Annotated in this window: 17 protein-coding genes and 2 pseudogenes; 8 read left to right on the forward strand and 11 right to left on the reverse strand. The window is 65.4% G+C overall.

Features of this window, described 5'->3' with window-relative positions; translation table 11 throughout:
* Nucleotides 1-19: 19 nt before the first annotated feature.
* The 3 genes and pseudogenes from IPN02_12165 to IPN02_12175 all read right to left on the reverse strand — a co-directional run bounded on the left by IPN02_12165 (nucleotide 20) and on the right by IPN02_12175 (nucleotide 2,691).
* Complete coding sequence (locus IPN02_12165) at nucleotides 20-274, reverse strand: helix-turn-helix domain-containing protein (protein ID MBK9297563.1); 255 nt, start codon at nucleotides 272-274, stop codon at nucleotides 20-22.
* Between the two features lie 85 nt (nucleotides 275-359).
* Nucleotides 360-1,132 (reverse strand): annotated as a pseudogene (locus IPN02_12170) (ATP-binding protein).
* Nucleotides 1,129-2,691, reverse strand: a complete 1,563-nt coding sequence (locus IPN02_12175; GenBank protein MBK9297564.1) for an IS21 family transposase — start codon at nucleotides 2,689-2,691, stop codon at nucleotides 1,129-1,131. The pseudogene IPN02_12170 and the gene IPN02_12175 overlap by 4 nt, the downstream one beginning before the upstream one ends.
* Nucleotides 2,692-3,152: 461 nt before the next feature.
* On the opposite strand from IPN02_12175, the gene IPN02_12180 reads away from it, so the two are divergent.
* Nucleotides 3,153-3,614: a hypothetical protein gene (locus IPN02_12180; GenBank protein MBK9297565.1), complete on the forward strand. Its 462-nt coding sequence runs from the start codon at nucleotides 3,153-3,155 to the stop codon at nucleotides 3,612-3,614.
* Nucleotides 3,615-3,775: 161 nt separating this feature from the next.
* On the opposite strand, the gene IPN02_12185 is transcribed toward IPN02_12180, so the two are convergent.
* The 4 genes from IPN02_12185 to IPN02_12200 form a co-directional block, all read right to left on the reverse strand.
* Nucleotides 3,776-4,471, reverse strand: a complete 696-nt coding sequence (locus IPN02_12185) for a DUF433 domain-containing protein (protein MBK9297566.1) — start codon at nucleotides 4,469-4,471, stop codon at nucleotides 3,776-3,778.
* A complete protein-coding gene (locus tag IPN02_12190; protein ID MBK9297567.1) occupies nucleotides 4,471-5,844 on the reverse strand; it encodes a glycosyltransferase family 1 protein in 1,374 nt (457 codons plus the stop codon). Before IPN02_12190 ends, IPN02_12185 begins: the two co-directional genes overlap by 1 nt.
* Before the next feature lie 32 nt (nucleotides 5,845-5,876).
* Entirely contained in the window at nucleotides 5,877-6,653 is a 777-nt protein-coding gene (locus IPN02_12195) for a methyltransferase domain-containing protein (GenBank protein MBK9297568.1), read from the reverse strand.
* 63 nt (nucleotides 6,654-6,716) lie between these two features.
* Nucleotides 6,717-7,685, reverse strand: coding sequence for a DUF808 domain-containing protein (locus tag IPN02_12200; GenBank protein ID MBK9297569.1), 969 nt, complete (start codon nucleotides 7,683-7,685; stop codon nucleotides 6,717-6,719).
* A gap of 126 nt (nucleotides 7,686-7,811) precedes the next feature.
* Here IPN02_12200 and IPN02_12205 point away from each other — a divergent pair, with 126 nt between their 5' ends.
* The 4 genes from IPN02_12205 to IPN02_12220 all read left to right on the forward strand — a co-directional run bounded on the left by IPN02_12205 (nucleotide 7,812) and on the right by IPN02_12220 (nucleotide 11,432).
* On the forward strand, nucleotides 7,812-8,060 hold the full coding sequence (locus tag IPN02_12205) for a hypothetical protein (protein ID MBK9297570.1): 249 nt from the start codon (nucleotides 7,812-7,814) through the stop codon (nucleotides 8,058-8,060).
* 20 nt (nucleotides 8,061-8,080) lie between these two features.
* Nucleotides 8,081-8,395 carry a type II toxin-antitoxin system PemK/MazF family toxin gene (locus tag IPN02_12210; protein MBK9297571.1) on the forward strand — a complete coding sequence of 105 codons (315 nt, stop codon included), beginning with the start codon at nucleotides 8,081-8,083 and terminating at the stop codon, nucleotides 8,393-8,395.
* A gap of 80 nt (nucleotides 8,396-8,475) precedes the next feature.
* Entirely contained in the window at nucleotides 8,476-9,675 is a 1,200-nt protein-coding gene (locus IPN02_12215; protein MBK9297572.1) for an amidohydrolase family protein, read from the forward strand.
* A 377-nt stretch (nucleotides 9,676-10,052) separates the two neighbouring features.
* Nucleotides 10,053-11,432, forward strand: coding sequence for a DUF2252 domain-containing protein (locus tag IPN02_12220; protein ID MBK9297573.1), 1,380 nt, complete (start codon nucleotides 10,053-10,055; stop codon nucleotides 11,430-11,432).
* 10 nt (nucleotides 11,433-11,442) lie between these two features.
* On the opposite strand, the gene IPN02_12225 is transcribed toward IPN02_12220, so the two are convergent.
* A complete protein-coding gene (locus IPN02_12225) occupies nucleotides 11,443-11,805 on the reverse strand; it encodes a TraR/DksA C4-type zinc finger protein (GenBank protein MBK9297574.1) in 363 nt (120 codons plus the stop codon).
* 242 nt (nucleotides 11,806-12,047) lie between these two features.
* On the opposite strand from IPN02_12225, the pseudogene IPN02_12230 reads away from it, so the two are divergent.
* A pseudogene (locus tag IPN02_12230) lies at nucleotides 12,048-13,756 on the forward strand (long-chain fatty acid--CoA ligase).
* Here the strand turns inward: IPN02_12230 and IPN02_12235 are convergent.
* Together IPN02_12235 and IPN02_12240 are read right to left on the reverse strand one after the other, a co-directional pair.
* Nucleotides 13,677-14,492 carry a hypothetical protein gene (locus tag IPN02_12235; GenBank protein ID MBK9297575.1) on the reverse strand — a complete coding sequence of 272 codons (816 nt, stop codon included), beginning with the start codon at nucleotides 14,490-14,492 and terminating at the stop codon, nucleotides 13,677-13,679. The pseudogene IPN02_12230 and the gene IPN02_12235 overlap by 80 nt on opposite strands.
* The gene (locus IPN02_12240; GenBank protein MBK9297576.1) at nucleotides 14,444-14,866 is read right to left on the reverse strand and encodes a hypothetical protein; all 423 of its coding nucleotides are present in this window, start codon (nucleotides 14,864-14,866) and stop codon (nucleotides 14,444-14,446) included. The genes IPN02_12235 and IPN02_12240 overlap by 49 nt, the downstream gene beginning before the upstream one ends.
* A 184-nt stretch (nucleotides 14,867-15,050) precedes the next feature.
* Here IPN02_12240 and IPN02_12245 point away from each other — a divergent pair, with 184 nt between their 5' ends.
* On the forward strand, nucleotides 15,051-15,209 hold the full coding sequence (locus IPN02_12245; GenBank protein MBK9297577.1) for a hypothetical protein: 159 nt from the start codon (nucleotides 15,051-15,053) through the stop codon (nucleotides 15,207-15,209).
* Nucleotides 15,206-16,501 carry a hypothetical protein gene (locus IPN02_12250; GenBank protein MBK9297578.1) on the forward strand — a complete coding sequence of 432 codons (1,296 nt, stop codon included), beginning with the start codon at nucleotides 15,206-15,208 and terminating at the stop codon, nucleotides 16,499-16,501. Before IPN02_12245 ends, IPN02_12250 begins: the two co-directional genes overlap by 4 nt.
* Before the next feature lie 396 nt (nucleotides 16,502-16,897).
* Here the strand turns inward: IPN02_12250 and IPN02_12255 are convergent, their stop codons facing one another.
* Nucleotides 16,898-17,035, reverse strand: a complete 138-nt coding sequence (locus IPN02_12255) for a hypothetical protein (GenBank protein ID MBK9297579.1) — start codon at nucleotides 17,033-17,035, stop codon at nucleotides 16,898-16,900.
* Nucleotides 17,036-17,173: the final 138 nt, after the last annotated feature.

Below are 17,173 nucleotides of genomic sequence, written 5' to 3' on the forward strand. Positions count from 1 at the left end.
TGCCCGCGTCTGGAGAGGGTCAGTTGCGTCCGAGCGGGAGGGGCGGTTCGGTCCAGACGGTTTGGGTGTCGGGGTCCCAACGATGATGCCGGTAGTGGCGGTGGGCGGCTTGTCTGGTTATGCCGAGAGCTTCGCCGATGTCGGCCCAGCTGGCGCCCCAGTGGAGTGCCCGGGCGACCGCTGTGTCGAGGGTGTGTTGGGCGGCCTTCTTGGCGGTAGTGGCGTGGATGGTGGCTGCGAGTGCGTCGGTGCGGAATCGTTCGGTGCGGTCCATCGAGCTGTCACCTTAGGGTAACGATGATGCCTGTCAGCATGTGCTGACAGGCATCATCGGTAGGGCCGGGCAGGTTGGGGCGTTGTCAGTCGGCGGGCGGTGACAGTTGTGGTTTCTGGCGGTCCCGGTAGGACTCCCCGTCGATGACCAGCTCGAACGCGGCGGAGGAGAACCGGTCGATCGCCGACTGGGCGAGAAGCTGATCGGCGAGCAACGCCAACCATTCGAACGGGTCACGGTTCGAGGTGATGACCGTCGATGCCCGCCGGTGTCGTTCGACGACCAGGTCATAGAAGTCGCTGGTCGCCGCAGCGTCGGAGGCGGTGAGGGCGTAGTCGTCAATGATCAGCAGGTCGACCCGGAGGAGTTTGCGGAGCTCGACGTCGAGGGTGTTGTCGAGCCGGGCGATCCGGAGCCGTTTGAACAGCCGGTCGGACCGTTCGAAATGAACCGACCGGCCCCGACGGATCGCGACATGCCCGAGCGCGACGGCGAGGAACGTTTTGCCGACACCGACCGGTCCGATGATCAACGCGTTCTGGCCGGCGTCAACGAACCGGAGGCTGGCGAGCTCGTCGAGAACGGCCTGGTTGTAGGTGACGTTCGCGGTGGCGTCCCAGTGTTCGAGGCGCATGCGTTCGTCGAGGCCTGCTGCTTTGGCTTTCCGGGCAGCGGAGGTGGTGTCGCGCCGGGAGACCTCGTCGGCCAACAACAGTTGCAGGAACTCGGCGGGGACATCTTCGAGGTCTTCGCCAACGCGAGACGTTCGGGGAGCGTGTCAACGAGTTGACCGAGCTTCAAACGGCGTAGCGTCGCGGTCAGCTCGGGGGTCACCGAAGGCTTGAGGGTGGTGCTCATCGTGTCACCTTCCGGCCGGTGGCGAAGTGGGAGGCGTCGCGGGCGAACCTGCCGACGATCACGTTGTCCGGTGGCGGCGAATCGTCTTTGGTTTTGTCTGCTTCGAGGGCCCGTTCGACCATCCCGACGACGGTGGTCACCGACGTCGCCCCGGCATCAACAGCCCGCTCACACGCAGCGTTGACCCGATCAGCGCCGTAACGGTCACAGGTGCGCAGCAGCTTGTAGACGTGACGCATCCTCGTCCAGGGCAGCGGTCCGTCCAGGATCACCTCGGCGAACACCCCGACGTGTTGCCCGTGGGTGTAGGCCCGGCGGATCTGGGAGTCGATGTCGCGCATTGCGTAGTCGGTGATCTCCGACGGCAGATCGGCGGGGTCGGTGACCCTTGCCCCCGGTTTCTGGCGGGGGTGGACCTTCACCAACTGGCCGCCCGAGAAGATCTTCACCAGCGCCTTGTCAGCGCGCACGTCGACAGTCGTGCCGATCAGATCGCCCGGCACGGAGTACAACGATTTGGCGACCTGGATGTGATGGTCCCGGTGAACCTTCGCGGTCTTGTAGAGCGGCACGTCGTAACGCTCCATCGGTGCCGGCAACAGCACCGGTGCTTCGACCTCAGCGAACACCACCGCCGGCTGCGCCTGGGTCGACCCATGGGTGCGGAGCCCTGCCCGGGAGGCACACCACAGCTCCGCTGCGGTCTGCGCCTCGACCAAACAGCCGAAGTCCTCACCCGCCCAAAACGACGTCTGCACGAACTGGACAGCCCGTTCCACCCGCCCTTTATCCTGCGGCGCCCGCACACGTGCGGGGTCGATCAGGAACCCCCGCGATTGGGCGTATTCGACGAACGCCACGTTCAACACCGGATCCAACGCGTCGGCCTTCGTCACCACCGTCGCCATGTTGTCGGGGACCAACACCTTGAACACCCCGCCGAAGAACTGCCACGCCGCCTCGCACCCGTCGATCACCGTCCCAAGGTTCTGGTTGAACGACAACCACACAAACGTGTGGCGCGACACCCCAGCGGTGAACACCAACGCCCACACCCGACGTTTCTTGCCGGTCTCCTCGTCGAACATCCGGCCCAGCTCACCGAAATCGACCTGCAACTCCACCCCCGGCTCACCATCAACGGGGACCGTCGACCGCTCTGGTGTCCCGAACTCTGCTGCCAAATAGCGGTTCAACGTCCGCTCCGGGACAACCACACCCTGGCGGCCCAGCAACTCGACCATCTTCTTCGCTGGCACGTCATCGTTGTGCCAGTCCTCCAACTTCTCCCCGTGGCCAACCAGCTCGTTCCACGCTTCACCGTGACGATCCGGAACCTTCGGGGCCATCTCAGTAAACACCCCACCCACAAAATCGTCGGTCAACCTGTCCGGACTGTCGGTGCGAACCAGCCCGTGGGCCTCAGCGATCCGCACGATCTTCGTCACCGTTTTACGGTCGCACCGCACCATCTCTGCGATCCTCCGGAACGCCAGACAAGCCAGCCACAACCTCAACACCTCGCGCACTTCAAACACCGCAACCTCCCGGTATGCCACTGAGCGCCGCCTTTCGGGTCGTAGACGCAACGACGGCAGTTCAGCGTCTAGGACACCGACCCCGGAAGACCCCCCACCAAGTGGTCCCTTTCAGCTGGCGCAAAGGTGGTCCATACCAGGTGGCGCAAACCCCCCAAAGTGGTCCCTACCAACTGGCGCACGACACGTCCCTCCAGTTGTCCTACGCCAAGCACGGTGACGTCGAGATCCTTATACCCTCGACTTTGGTGGGGAGATAGCGGAGGCGAAGGCCCGCAAATCGGATCGAGTGGTCCGCTGGACCGTCGAAACGTTCCTCGCTGCCCTCGCCAGCGACGATGACCGGGCCCGTGCGACGGAACTCTTCAAGCGAGTTGAGGACTTGGAGCAGTTGGGCGAGAAGGAACCGTTCTATTGCGGCGAGTTTCCCGGGAGGCGGGATCTACATCTCACCCCATGGGCTTTCGTATGCGCCGATTTGGTTGAGCATCAACACGCAGCAGAAGTTGATGGTGACGGCCAGCTGGAACTGGTTTGCCGATGTGCGTCACCACGAAGGGTTTGGGCCGCTGGCTCAGCTCATGGGCCTCGACCACACCGGCAGCGCCCAAGGTCGACAGCTGGCGGAAAACGCGGCCTGGGAACGGGAGAGACGGGTGAGTGATCAGACGAAGCAACCAAAGAGTCGTCGGACCTTCAGCTGGAGCGCCGTACCCGTCGACCTCAAGCGGGCGCTGCTTGCCGACCGGGACGACGAACACCGGCAGGTGGACGCGGCCGACGATGAGACGCTCGCTGGGTGGCTGACTGAACGCTACGGCGCCCGACCGCGTGGAGGTTTTTCGTGCGGTCGGGTATGGGACCGGCGCTGCTGGAGTCGTGGCTGTCCACGCTCAGCAAGGACGATCTCTTGGCGCTTCACACGAAGACAGCTCATCAGCTGAAGACCGAAGCACCCAGCCATCGAAGGGCAGACCTCCTGGAGTTCCTGGGACCTCGAAACCTGGCGTTGGGCTCCTCCTCCCTGAGTTTCGGAGTTCGGTGCAGCCCGTCACTGAGTAAGCGAGACAGAACTTTTTGCCGGTTTGGGCTTGGACACCTCGTCCTATGCGGCGGAGGCCAGGGGCCGATGCCACTCGTAGGCCAGTGCCGCTCGGAGCTCGGCCTCGGTCAAACCGAAGTCTTCTGCGACGACGTCGATCTCTTCGCCAGCGTCGACCAGTTCAGCGAGATTCTCGGTGCGAATGCCGGACACATGCGGAGCACCGAATGCCACGTCCGGCTGGATCGCAACCGGTGACTCGCGTCCGTTGGGCGAGATTCGAATTGCAGGGCCGTCTCCGTCCGCGAAGTCGACCTTGCTGAAAAAGTCCTCGGCAATTGTCGACAGGCCAAGCTGGCCGTCGGGCTCGGTGACGACCAACCACGCGCGGTGACTGAGCTGGCTGTCGTCCTGGATCTTCAACGCCAGCTTCTTTCCAGGAGCAACGAACGGCTTCTTGTGGGCCAACGGGTAGCTGAGGTTGAGCTCCTCTCGAAGCCGTTCAATTAAGCGCCGGATATCCGCCATGGGAACGTCGTGGACTCGGCGGTATTGCCGCACATACCAGCACTCGACGAACTCACCCCAGGTGAGGTTGGGGCTTCCGGTCGGTGCGGTTCGCACGACGGGCTCATACTTCACGCCCTTTCGTGTGCCACCTTCCAACCAATAGCCGAGCGTTGTCTTGGGCATCCTGAGGTAATCAGCGGCCAACGCCACGCTGTACAGCGGGAGATCCAAGGTGGAGAGTTCGCTCATCAGGTTTGAGAGTACAGCGGTCGACGGGTGTGGGAGCGCGACTTCCTTCTCGGTGCGGTAGTGCGGGGACCGACCCGGCCTTCAGGGTGAGCCGAGTGGGTCAAGACGCTGTCGAGTGCAGGATGCGCTCGATCTCGGTGATCGCCCGGGCGGTGCCGTCCTCCTTGGAGATCAGCTCGGAGAATGCTTGTGCTCTCGAAGTATCCGTTGGCGGGGTCGAGGACTGCTGCCACGGCCGCTGCCAGATCGCGGTCCTTGCGCACCCAGGCGCCCGTGCCGAGTTCCTGTTGGCGACGCCCGTGCGCGACCTGGTCGTAGAGGCAGGGGACCACCACGGACGGGACGCCTGCGAGGAGCGCGAGGCTGTTCGTTCCGTGAGCACCGGAGTGAACGATGGCCTTGGATCGACCGAGTAGCGGGGCGAGCGGGATGAACGGGCGAACGAGGTGCCGGGGCCCGGCGCGTTCGGTGAGATGCGCAGCGAGCGCGTCGTTGGACGCAAGGACCACCGCTCGTTCCTGGAGGGAATCGAGTGCGGCGAGAGCCTGGTCGAAGACCTGCGAATTCGCCGATGCGGCACTGGTCCCCAGGGTCACCACGACGGGAGCGTCACCCGCGTCGAGAAACTCGGTCACCTCGCTGTCGAGCCGCCCCCCATCCGGCCCCTCCCATGGGGTGAACCCGAGCATCTTGTAGTTGTCGGGCCAGTCGGGTCGGGGCGGGTAGTAGGCGGGGGGAACCAGAGCCAGGTTGGCCAGCGGCGACAACCGGGCGTCCATCACGTTCCAATCCTCGTTGCTCAACCCGAGTTGCTTTCGGAACGCCCGAAAACCCTTGGCGCCGAACATGGGGTCCATCAGTCGGGACCTGGCTCCACGAATCAACATGCGGTTGACGCGGCGGCCCAGGTAGGGCAGCGAGCTGATCGGGTCGTACTCGGACAACATGATCATGGGGAACAGATCCCCAACCACCAGCGGTACGTCGTGGACTTCGGCGACCATCGACCCGGTCACAGCGGCCGCCGGATGCGAAAACAACAGATCGGCGTCCGCCACCTCCGCCTCCAGCGCCGCGTAAAGTTGCGGCAGGTACGGGATGGTGAGTTCACCAAAGTAGAGGCGCAACATGAGGCCACCACCGAGGCGTTTGCCCCACCGGGCCACGTACTCAGCGTGCTGGTCGAGCAGCTTCGGCCCGTAGTCCGTACCCGAGGACGCACATCGGAATGGCTCGGATGCGAAAATCGTGTGGTATTCCTCCGGCACAACGAAGACCACGTCGTGGCCCGCTCGAGCGAGGCCTGAGGCGATCGGAACGTACGGAAAGACGTCGCCCCGGTACGCCATCGAATACACCACGATCTTCGTCATGGCCTGTCAGCCTTTCACGGGTTCCATCGCGGCTAGATGTCACTCGGACGCGTAGCGGTCACGCTTCGGGCGACGGCTGCGAGCGTGACGGTTCCGGTGGGCGCTCCGAGCTGCGTGTACATGCGATCGCGGAGCAGGGTCTGTTGCCGGGTTGGAAGAGTGGTGCAGTAGGCGCCTGCGGGGCCGATGCCCGCTTGGAACCCGGCCCAGACTTCGTCGAAATCGCGATAGGTGCTGCGTACTTCGATCGTGGTCTCGGTGATGTCGGTGAGCCCGGCCGCGGCGAAGAGTGCGGCGATCTCGCCTGGACGACCCAAGCGGAGGGTGCGGATCGTGTCGTGCACGTCTGGATCGAATTCGAGCGCAGCATCCCAGAACGCTCCCAGCATCTCCATGCCGTGATCTGCGTCCCAGACACATGCGCCGATCATGCCTCCCGGACGCACGACCCGATGCAGTTCGGAGCTTGCAGCCTGGGAATCACCCACGAAGTGAAGGACCAGCTGGGTGGCGGCAACATCGAAGTGGGCATCGGGAAACGGAATGGCCTCAGCCCGACCCTGATGGACGTCGACGCCGGGGTTGCGAGCGGCGCACTCAGCGACGAAACCGGGCGAGGGGTCGCAGGCCGAGACCGCTGACGCGCCAAGGGCTACGACGAGGGCAGCGGTCAGCGCACCCGGGCCGCAACCGACGTCGAGGGCCCGCTGACCCGGCTTCAGGGCCAACGTTGCGATGAACTTGGGCGCCAGCGCGGCGGAGTAGCGGCCCATGAAGGCGTCGTAGGAGGCGCCGGTGGCCTGGAACATGTGAGGACCGTCGCCTGGGTTCATGGGAAGCCGCTCCTTCATCGAGACGCGTCCCGGCCGCTGTCAGTGTACGGCCGTCGCGTTGTCGGCCTGGGCTCCCTTGACCTTCGTCACGACGGCGACGATGAGGAAGCCGACCGCCAGGCCGATGAGCGCGGATGCCAAGGTGTTGACCGACCACGACAGCACCCCGCCGATGCCGGCGACGTTGCCGGCCGGCTCCTCCAGCGAGTGCACGAACTCGTATGGGCTGTGCCAGCCCAACTCGTCGGTGCCGACCAGCAGGATGTGGCCACCGACCCAGATCATGGCGGCGATGCCAACGGTCGACAGGACGGTGAGCAGCTTCGGCATGGCGTTGACCAACCCCCGACCCACCTTTTGCGAGACGCTGCCCGATCGCTGGGCCAGGCTGAGGCCGACGTCGTCCATCTTCACGATCAGCGCCACGACGCCGTACACCAGCAGCGTGATCGCCACGGCGACGATGGCCATGATGATCGCCCGTGACACGAAGCCTTCGTCGATCACTTCCTTGAGGGCGATCACCATGATCTCGGCCGAGAGGATGAAGTCGGTGCGGACGGCGCTCTTGACCGTCTTCTCCTCAAGCTCGGGTCCGGATTCTGTTGCAGCCATTTCCAGGTCGGCAGCGTCGTCGCCCTCTTCGGAGTGGGTGCTGAAGCGGTGGTGGATTTTCTCGGCGCCCTCGAATGCCAGGTAGGCACCGCCGAACATCAGGATGATCTCGACGAGGATCGGGACAAACTCGCTGAGGATCAGCGCCGCCGGCAGGATGATCAGCAGTTTGTTGCGAAGCGAACCGGTGGCGATCTTCTTGATGACCGGCAACTCGCGGTCGGCGGCCAGCCCCTGAACGTAGGCAGGGGTGACCGCGGTGTCGTCGACGACGACGCCGGCGGCCTTACCGCTTGCCCGCCCGGCCGCTGCGCCGACGTCGTCGATTGACGCCGCAGCCAGCTTGGCCAGCGCTGCGATGTCGTCGAGAAGCCCAAACAGGCCACCGCTCATGTGATCTCCTCACCGCTGGCTGGCGGCCGTCTGTCTTGGCGTGCGCCAACAGTTTGGTGCCTGGCGGGTGGTTCGCGGAAGCTCGATCGGCGACGTGAGCACAGGGCACGGTCGTAGACTGTTTGTATGACTTCCAAGTCTACGACCATTCGGGTGAGCATCGACCAGCGATCACGCCTGCGCACGCTCGCCGAGCAACGAAATGCCTCGTTGGCCGCAACGTTGGATGCCGCTCTCGAGGCACTGCGTCGGGATGACTTCTACCGGCGGATGGCGGACGCCGAGGATCGGCTCCGGAGCGACCCAGATGCTTGGGCGAGCTACCAGCGTGAACGAGGAGAGTGGCTCGACGCCGACCTTGGCAGCACGGAGTGAACGCCGGTGACGTTGTTGAGGTGGACTTCGGAACACCGATCGGCTCGGAGGCCGGGTTTACGAGGCCGGCTGTTGTTGTCACCGCAGACGGGTTCCTCCGTTATCGGCCGACGACGGTGTTTGTCGTGCCGCTCACCTACGCCCGTCGGGTGTTTCCCAGCCACATCGATGTCGTCCCCGATGACGTCAACGGCCTCACCCAACGTTCGACCGCGCTGGTGGAGCAAATGCGCGCAGTAGCCGTCGAACGCTGCAGTGCCACCGACGGCAGGATCGGTGCTGTCGTGAGTCATCAGATCCTCGACGTCTTGGCCATGATCACCGGCATGCCCTGACCGGTGGCTGGGGCAGAACGCCGTCGTGGGGGTCAGACTGACGTGGTTGAGCGAGCAATGTGCAATGGCAAGGGGGGACGATGCCGTACAACGACACGCGGGTTATCCACGACGCGGACGCGCACATCATGGAGACACCGACGTGGCTCGGTGACTACGCCGACCCGGAAATTCGCAGCCGGATCGAGCCGCTGAGCTATCCGGGCGGCAACGAGCTGCGCCAGACCGGGGACCCGGCGGATCAGCAACGCGACCTTGGGGAGGCGTTCGAGCGGCTGGCCGAGCGGCATGCGTCCGATGGGTACCGCGCCGATGAGCAGGCCGAGGTAATGGCCCGCAAGAACTTCGCCGCAACCGGCTCGTTCATCGCCGACGATCGGCCACGGGCCCTCGACCTCTTGGGCTTCTCCAGCCAGCTGGTGTTCAACACCTTTCACAACCGCCGCCTCCACGACTGGGAGCACGGCGCCGACCTCGACTTGGCCTACGGCGCAGCCCGGGCACACAACCGGGGGATGATCGAGTTCTGCTCGGTCGATCCCCGGTTGCTGCCCACCTGTTACGTCCCGCTCGCCGACTTCGACCGAGCGGAGGCAATGGCCGCCGAGGCGATCGACGCCGGCGCCGCGGCGCTGCTGGTGGCGTCGGGCTGTCCGCCGGGACACTCGCCCAGCCACACCGGGCTCGATCCGGTGTGGGCCCAGGCCGAGGAGGCGGGCATCCCGATCGTGTTCCATGTCGGCGGCACCGGCGACCTGATCGACCCGAACTACTTCAACAACGGCCTACCGGTGCCACCCGACTTTCACGGCGGCGAGGAGAACTTCCGCTCGGTCGACTACCTGGGCATCCCCCATCCGCCGGCCCAGAGCATCGCCACGATGATCTTCGATGGGGTGTTCGAGCGCTTTAGCGAGCTGAGGGTGGGCGTGATCGAGCAGGGCGCCATCTGGGTGCCGTCGTGGACCCGGCAAATGGAGTCGGCGTTCGAGGCGTTCGCTCGCCACGAGGAACGGCTACGGGCCTTGTCGCTGCGGCCGACCGAGTACGTCACCCGGCAGATGCGCTTCACGCCGTACCCCACCGAGGACGTCGGCTGGATCGTCGAACAGTCGGGCCCGGAGGTATGCATGTTCTCCTCCGACTACCCGCACGTCGAGGGCGGCCGGCGGCCGATCGAACGTTTCGAGGCGTCGCTGGGCGACGCACCGGAGGCCGTTCGGGACCGGTTCTATCGGGCCAACTTCGCCGACCTGATGGGCACAGCGCGTCCGGGTTGACGCCCCGCCGGAAGAACTCGAACGACGCCTCGCCAACGAATCCCGCAGGCGGCACCACAAGCTGACCGGCGATGATCGCTCGGCTGAGGGAACTGATGTCGAGTCACGACCCTTCGTCGCTCCACCTGGCAGATCTGATCGTAGATACCGCTCGACTCTCTCCCGATGAAGCCGCTGATCTGATCGTGGCATCCTCACCAGGTCTTGAACGGCTGATCAACTGACGCGTGTGCCAACTTGGACATCGAGCGGAGCGACAACATCGAATGTCAGCGCAATGAGACGTTGAGCGACTCGGCGTCACCCGATTGGGGTGATTGGAGCAGACGCTCAAGAAATCCGGCTCGATGTCGGCTGAGGGGTGGTATTTTCGCCCGATGACCACCATGGCGGAGAAGACCAGTTCACCGGCTGAGCAGAGGGAGCGGGGGCGCAAGCTGCGCAAGGAGGCTCCACGCTCAACGATGGCGGACTGGACCCCGCCGACCGACCGGCGGCCGGCGGTGGAGATCCTCGCCGAACAGGAGACCACCCGGGTGCCGGAGTTGGTCCCCATCCGTCACGAGCGCATGGTGGTGTCGCCATTTACCTTCTACCGGGGCGCAGCCGCCGTCTTCGCCGCCGACGTGGCGGGAACACCGAACTCCGGTCTCAACGTGCAGTTGTGCGGCGATGCCCACCTCACCAACTTCGGTGTCTTCACGTCGCCCGAACGCAACCTGGTCTTCGACATCAACGACTTCGACGAGACCAATCCCGGCCCGTTTGAATGGGACCTGCAGCGCCTGGCCGCCAGCTTCGAAGTTGCGGGCCGGGCAAACGGCTTTCCTGAGGCGAAACGGCATCGAATTCTGGAGCACCTGGGGCGGACTTTCTGTTCGTCGATCGCCGAGATGGCCGCCTCGGGCTATTTGGACGTCTGGTACGACCACCTGACGATGGACGAAGCGAACGCACGGTGGGGTTCGAAGCTCAGCCCGGAAACGATGAAGAACCTCGCACGTCTGCTGCGCAAGGCCCGATCGAAGAACAACCTCCGAGCATTCTCAAAACTGGTGACCGTCGTCGACGGGGTGCCGCGCTTCGCCAGCGATCCACCGCTGTTCGAGCGGGTCGAGGAGGTGCTGGCCGACGCTGAGTATGACCAGGTGGTCGACGTCGTCACCAAGGCCTTTGAGTCCTATCGCGATTCCCTCCAAACCGACCGGCGGCTGTTGCTGGATCGTTACCGCTTCGTCGACCTGGCTCGAAAGGTGGTTGGCGTCGGCAGCGTTGGCACCAGGTGCTGGGTGGCGTTGATGATGGGTCGCGACGACGATGATCCCTTGATGCTGCAGGTGAAGGAGGCCGAGGCTTCAGTGCTCGAAGCCCACACCGAAGCCAGCGAGTGGTCGACCCACGGCCAGCGGGTGGTGGAAGGTCAGCGCATGATTCAATCTGCGAGCGATGTCTTCCTGGGCTGGACCCGGTCGCAGGGCGTCGACGGACGTACCCACGACTACTACTTTCGCCAGTTGTGGGACGGCAAGGGTTCGGCCGACATCGACTCGATGCAGCCTGAACAGATGGAGGTGTACGCCAAAATGTGCGCCCACACCCTGGCCCGTGCTCACGCTCGCACCGGTGACGCCGCTGCCATCTCCGGTTACCTGGGGGGTGGCAAGACGATCGCCCGCCACCTCGCCCAATTCGCGTCCAACTACGCCGACCTGAACGCGGAGGACTACACCGCGTTTACGGCAGCGGTTGGTCGCTAAAAGGCTGGGATCAGTAGGAGGCGGCGCACTCGACGCAATAGTCGGTGTCGGGCACCGCTTCCAAGCGCTCGAAGGGGATGTCCTTGCCGCACTCGGCACAGACGCCGTAGGAGCCCTCGTCGACGCGCTCAAGCGAATGCTCTAGCTCGGCGACAGCCTCGAGCGCAGCGTCGAGTTCGTCGCGACCCGCCTCGCGGTGGACGGGGTTGTTGGTGTCAGCAAGCGCTTCGAACGCTTCCGTCGCCAGCTGTACGCGTTCGCGTTGCGCCGTGAGCTGATCGGTCAGCCAGGTGCGCAGGGTTCGTTCCTGGGCGCCAGTGATGTGCTCGTCGGTACCCGACGGCGTGTTGGGACCAGTAGCGGTGGTCGTCATCGTTGCTCCTCTCCGAGCGGCATGCATGAAAGTGACGGGCGAGCGCCCCCCGGGCGCGCAGCGAAGCGAGGGCTCAGCCGTGCTACACGCCAACGTAGGGGAGGAGGTCGAGTTCTGCACTGGAGGAATCATACGACATTTGGGCCACTAGCTTGTTGGTTGTTCACAGTGGGTAGCATCGACATGCGCCAGCCGGAGTCAGCGTTGTAGACCTGAGAGTTCCAGACCGAGGAGGCGAGGCGATGACGACGACCACCCCACAGGGTGCAGGGCCGGCGGGCGGGGGCGGGATCATAGAGACGCGAGGCGGCGACCTCGCCCCTCTGGCCTCTCATGCCCACCTGCTCCAGCCGATTATTGAGCGTGCTCGGGTCGATCCAGACAAGGTCGTCGCCGGTATCCGGGACGGCTCGACGTTCATCGACGTCACCGCGGCCGAATTTCTCGCCCGGGTGCGCTCGCTGGCCAAGGGCCTGATCGGTTCGCGGGTGGAGCCCGGCGACCGGGTGGTGATCATGTCGGCCACCCGCCTGGAGTGGCTGCTGGTCGATTACGCCATCCTCGCCGTGGGTGCCGTGACCGTGCCGATCTACGAGACCTCCGCCGGCGAACAGGTCGATTGGATCCTCGCCGACAGCGGGTCGGTTCTCGCCGTGGCTGAGAACACGCAGATGGCCGAGAAGATCGAGGGCTGCGTAGCCGACCCCGAGGTGGCGTGCCGCGAGGCGCTCGTGATCGACGAGGGTGGCTTGGACGAACTGGTCATCCGTGGCGTCGAGGTCACCGACGAACAACTTGACCAGCGAATCGCTGCGATCAGCGTCGACGACCTGGCAACGATGGTGTACACGTCGGGGACGACCGGGCGTCCCAAGGGGTGCAAGACAACCCACGCCAACCTCCGTTCCAGGGGTGTTCTCCTCCGGCATTTCCAACCTGCCCGAAGAGCTGGCAATGGTCTCCCCCACGATGGTGGTGGCCGCGCCCCGCGTGTTCGAGAAGATGTTCAGCGCAGCCCAGCAACAGAGCAAGGCGAAGAATCTCGGCCCGATCTTCGCCCGTGCCACCGAGGTGGCGATCAGCTATTCGAAGCAGCGGGCGAAGGGCTCGGTCGGTCTGTTGACCAAAGGCGGAGCACGCGCTGTTCGACCGGCTGGTGTACTCAAAGATCCGGTCGGTCTTCGGCGGCTCGTTGCGTTTCGCATTCAGCGGCGGCAGCCGCTGGGCGACCGGCTCGCCTATTTCTTCGACGGGGCGGGCGTTCGCATCTTCGAGGGCTACGGGCTGACCGAGACCAGCCCGGTGCTCGCCGTCAACACGCTGAGCGCCTGGCGGCCAGGCACCGTGGGGAAACCGGTGGCCAGGACGACGATCCGTCTCGCCGACGACGGCGAGGTGCTGGAAGGGCCCCCAGGTGTTCCAGGGCTACTGGAAGAATGACAAGGCCACCGCCGAGGTGCTCACCGACGACGGCTGGTTCCGTACCGGCGATGTCGGTCGGATCGAGGACGGGTTTCTTCGCATCATCGGCCGTAAGAAGGAGCTGATCGTCACCGCCGGCGGCAAGAACGTCGCTCCGGAGCCGATGGAGGATCGCCTACGTTCGCACTCGCTGATCAGCCAGGCGATGGTCATTGGCGACAACCGCCGCTTCATCTCGGCGCTGGTCACCATCGACGAGGAAGTGTTCGATGCCTGGTGGCCCGGCGAGGCGGGCGACGAGGTGAAGGTGGCCGACGTCGTCGATCACCCCCGACCTGCGCGCAAGGTGCAAGAAGCGATCGACGACGTGAACTCGTCGGTGTCGCGTGCCGAGTCGATCCGCGCCTTCGCCATCCTGCCGCACGATTTCAGCGTTGACGATGGCGAGCTTACGCCGACGATGAAGGTGCGGCGGGCGATAGTGGCCAAGCACTACGACGGCCTGATCGACGGCATCTACGCCAGCTGACCCCACCATCACCGAATCGCTCGGCTCTGCGGGTTGGGCTCAGCGAAGGATCAAGCCGATGCGGCCCAGGTCGACCAAAGCGTCGTTGGCCACGAACTCGACCGAGCCGCCGGTGCGCACGACGTGCTCGATCAGTTCGTCGATGGGATCGTCCATCACCTGAACGTCGGCCGGGGCGGCCGGGACCAAGCGGTACCCGTCCGCCTCGACCGACGGGCGAGCGATAGTCCTCCTCGACGACGAGCAGGTGGCCTCGGCCCTCCCGGGCCAGCTGCCAGACCTCGTCGATGCCGGTGACCGCCTTCTCGGCGTGGGCGGCTGCGCTCAGTTGATCGATCACCTCGGACCGGCGCTCCTTGAGCCGCTGACGCATGACCGGCCACGACAACTGGCCGAGGTCGTAGGCCGAGGTGTCGTCGTGGCCGCCGTCGATATGGCCGGCGCTCAGCGACGCGTGCTCGGTGACCTCGGTGAAGGTGGCCACCGAGCGTTCGACGCCGGCGACGACGATCGGCAGCGGGTCCTCGCGGATCACCTCGGCGAGGCCTTTGTCAACGCTCCGGTAGAAGTTGCGCCGCTGCTCCTGGTCGTCGCCGGCCGGTTCGCGCGCAAAGCGGCCGGCGACGGCGCGGCGATCGCTGTGAGCGATGTCGCCCGAGAACGGAAATCCATGGTCGGTCACCTCGCTCAGGTCGTCGCGCACCGCTGCAAACAGCCGAGCAACGTGGTCGGACACCACGAGCACTCGATAGCGGGGCTCCTCCGCAGGCCCTGCACCAGCATTCGCGTCGATGGCGTGGTCGCCAGAGCCAGCTCCTCTCGAACAGGGAACGGCAACGGATGCGCTTCGGCCACGTCGGCGGTGGCGACGAGGACCACCCCGTACGCTCCGCCGCCGAGATCGACCGACCCAGCGGCACGATCGAGGTTGGCGATGATCGGGCGGGGATGGTCACTGCGGTCGCTCACCTGGGCGGTGGCATCGGCGACCAGGTTGCGGAGTCGGATGCGGTCCGCGTCGCTGTGGGGCCGGTGCCGGTCGAGTGGGAGCGTGATCGTCACGACGAGCTCGGCCTCCAGCTTCAACAACCGGTTGACAACGTCCAGCATGATCTTTTCTCCCAGCTCGCTCGGTTCGCTTCGCTCTGTTTGTTGCCTCGTTCCTAGCACCCGCTCGTCGTCACCGCCCGAGGAGTGACCCTGCGCACCTTCGGCAGCGTTCTGCGGGGACGCAGCCGACATCGACCACGGCGTCGGCGTCGGCGGGCGTGCCGCGACGGGCCAGACTGGGGGCGTGTGGCGATCCTTTGACGTCGGTGCGGTTGTCGATGCGATGAGCAGCGACGCCCAGGTGGTCGCCGGGGTCGGCGGCCTGAACCGGCAGGTGAGCCGGGCAAAGACCGCAGCGACGCCGGGCTGCTGCGAACGGTGGGTGCGGGCGAGTTCGTCGTGACGAGCGCCGAGGCGCTGCTCGCCACCGACGAGGCCTGGGAGCACCTGCTCGGCCGGTTCGATGCCGCTCGGGTGGCGGCGGTCGCCGTTCGCATCGACGGCGACAACCCACTGCCGGAGGCGCTGTTGCGGGCGGCCGACGCCCAGGCCGTGCCGCTGATCACCTTTCCCAGCGAGGCCGTGCTCGCCGACGTGACCACAGCGGTGCTCGACGCGCTGCTCGATGCTCAGGGCAGGCGCCTGGAGCGCATCCTCGACATTCATCAGCGTTTCACCCCCATCGTCCTCGCCGGCGGGCGCCCGGAGATCGCCACCACCCTGTACCTGCTGCTCGGCTGCCCGGTCGCCGTGCTCGACCCCGAAGGGCGGGCGACCGTGGTCGTGCCCTCCGACGCCGAAGTGGGGGTCGACTTTGCCGAGTCTCGCTGGGTCCGCCAGCCGATCCTGGCCGGGGAGTTCCGCTACGGCGAGATCGTCGCCCTCACCACGGAAACGGAACTCGACGACGAGGGACGGCTGGCGCTGCAACGCGCTTCGTCATCGATCGCTGTGCGGATGGCCCATGCCACCGCCGCCGCCGCCGAGCGCGCCCGATTCGCTGCCACGTCGCTCGAAGAGCTGATCTCGGGGCACGCCGGCGATATCGCCGATGTGGCCGAGCGGGCGATCAGCTTCGGATGGGATCTGGCCCGCCCGCGGGCCGTGCTGTTGGCCTCGATCGACCCGCCGGTCGATCAGGACGTGGTGTCGACCGCCCTGGCCACCATCTCTGCGGCTGCCCAGATCACGCTGGGACGGGAGGCGATCGTCTGGACCCGCAGCACGACGATCGCCGCACTGATCGCCCCCGAAAGCGCCGAACCGGCCGAGTGGCGGGCGATCGCCGAACGGCTTCGCCGGGAGCTCGACGAGCGGGTGGTCGACGTCAACGTCAGCATCGGCGTCGGTCGGCGGGTCGACGATCCGATGTCGATACCCCGGAGCTACCTCGAGGCCAGCCGTGCCGTCGACGTCGGACGGTGGGCGAGGGGGCGCCACGTCACGGCGGTGTTCGACCAGCTTGGTCTGGAACGCCTGCTGGCCTCCACGCCGACCGAGGATCTGGCCGAGTTCGTCGAGCAGGCGATCGGACCCCTGGTTGACTACGACCGGAGCCACCACAGCGAGCTGGTTCCGACGTTGGGAATGTGGCTGGAGACCCGCAACATGGCCGAAGGCGCCCGACGCCTCCACGTGCATTACAACACGTTCAGAATCGCCTGGACCGGATCGAGTCGATCCTTGGAGCGCTGATCGGCGACGCCGCCCGGTCGCTTGAATGCGAAGTGGCCGTTTACGTCTTCCGTCACTACGACGGACCATGGCACCCCGACAGCGCCTCATAGCGACTAAATCGGGTGGTCCCACCAACCCGGCGTTGGCGAGGTTGGTCCTACCTCTTGTGGTCAGTCCGATGTAGCTCAACTGTGGCAGCGAAGCGGTCGTCGGTCACCGCATTGAGCGACCTGTCCACCTTGACGAGCTTCCGCCCAGGCTCTGTTGCACTCGGGTGCGGAGCCTTGGGGCCGTTGCGTCACGGTCTGGTTCTATCAATTTCAGCAACCTGGAGCAGGCGGCCAAGCCGTTCAACCGGCCAGCCAACACGGTTCAGAACCCGAATCCGTCCCGGCCCTTCGGCATTCAGCGCTGCTAATGGCTTCCGAGGGATACCAGGACGATCTGGACGATCTGGTGCACGTCGCCACTCCCGCTGACCCGGTACTCCTTGTTGTAGCGGTAGTCCACTCGTCCGCCACCGGTGATCTCGTAGTGGTAGACGCGTGACATCCCGTCACAGGTAGCGCCATACTGACGGCCTTTCATAGGCGTGACAGTCCCCAAGAGGGGTTTCTGGTTGGGTTGCGTCGTCAAGTGCGTCCAGAGTTCGATCGCGTTGCTCTCGCCGCACATCTCGGTGATGCGGTT

Origin of the sequence: Candidatus Microthrix subdominans, from assembly GCA_016719385.1 — a bacterium.
GTDB lineage: Bacteria > Actinomycetota > Acidimicrobiia > Acidimicrobiales > Microtrichaceae > Microthrix > Microthrix subdominans.

What these genes read in the sequence shown, in the direction of transcription:
- IPN02_12165 (MBK9297563.1), bottom strand. Translation starts at nt 274, where the DNA reads ATGGACCGCACCGAACGATTCCGCACCGACGCACTCGCAGCCACCATC.
- IPN02_12185 (MBK9297566.1), bottom strand. Translation starts at nt 4,471, where the DNA reads ATGAGCGAACTCTCCACCTTGGATCTCCCGCTGTACAGCGTGGCGTTG.
- IPN02_12190 (MBK9297567.1), bottom strand. Translation starts at nt 5,844, where the DNA reads ATGACGAAGATCGTGGTGTATTCGATGGCGTACCGGGGCGACGTCTTT.
- IPN02_12195 (MBK9297568.1), bottom strand. Translation starts at nt 6,653, where the DNA reads ATGTTCCAGGCCACCGGCGCCTCCTACGACGCCTTCATGGGCCGCTAC.
- IPN02_12200 (MBK9297569.1), bottom strand. Translation starts at nt 7,685, where the DNA reads ATGAGCGGTGGCCTGTTTGGGCTTCTCGACGACATCGCAGCGCTGGCC.
- IPN02_12205 (MBK9297570.1), top strand. Translation starts at nt 7,812, where the DNA reads ATGACTTCCAAGTCTACGACCATTCGGGTGAGCATCGACCAGCGATCA.
- IPN02_12215 (MBK9297572.1), top strand. Translation starts at nt 8,476, where the DNA reads ATGCCGTACAACGACACGCGGGTTATCCACGACGCGGACGCGCACATC.
- IPN02_12220 (MBK9297573.1), top strand. Translation starts at nt 10,053, where the DNA reads ATGACCACCATGGCGGAGAAGACCAGTTCACCGGCTGAGCAGAGGGAG.
- IPN02_12225 (MBK9297574.1), bottom strand. Translation starts at nt 11,805, where the DNA reads ATGACGACCACCGCTACTGGTCCCAACACGCCGTCGGGTACCGACGAG.
- IPN02_12240 (MBK9297576.1), bottom strand. Translation starts at nt 14,866, where the DNA reads ATGCTGGACGTTGTCAACCGGTTGTTGAAGCTGGAGGCCGAGCTCGTC.
- IPN02_12255 (MBK9297579.1), bottom strand. Translation starts at nt 17,035, where the DNA reads ATGTCACGCGTCTACCACTACGAGATCACCGGTGGCGGACGAGTGGAC.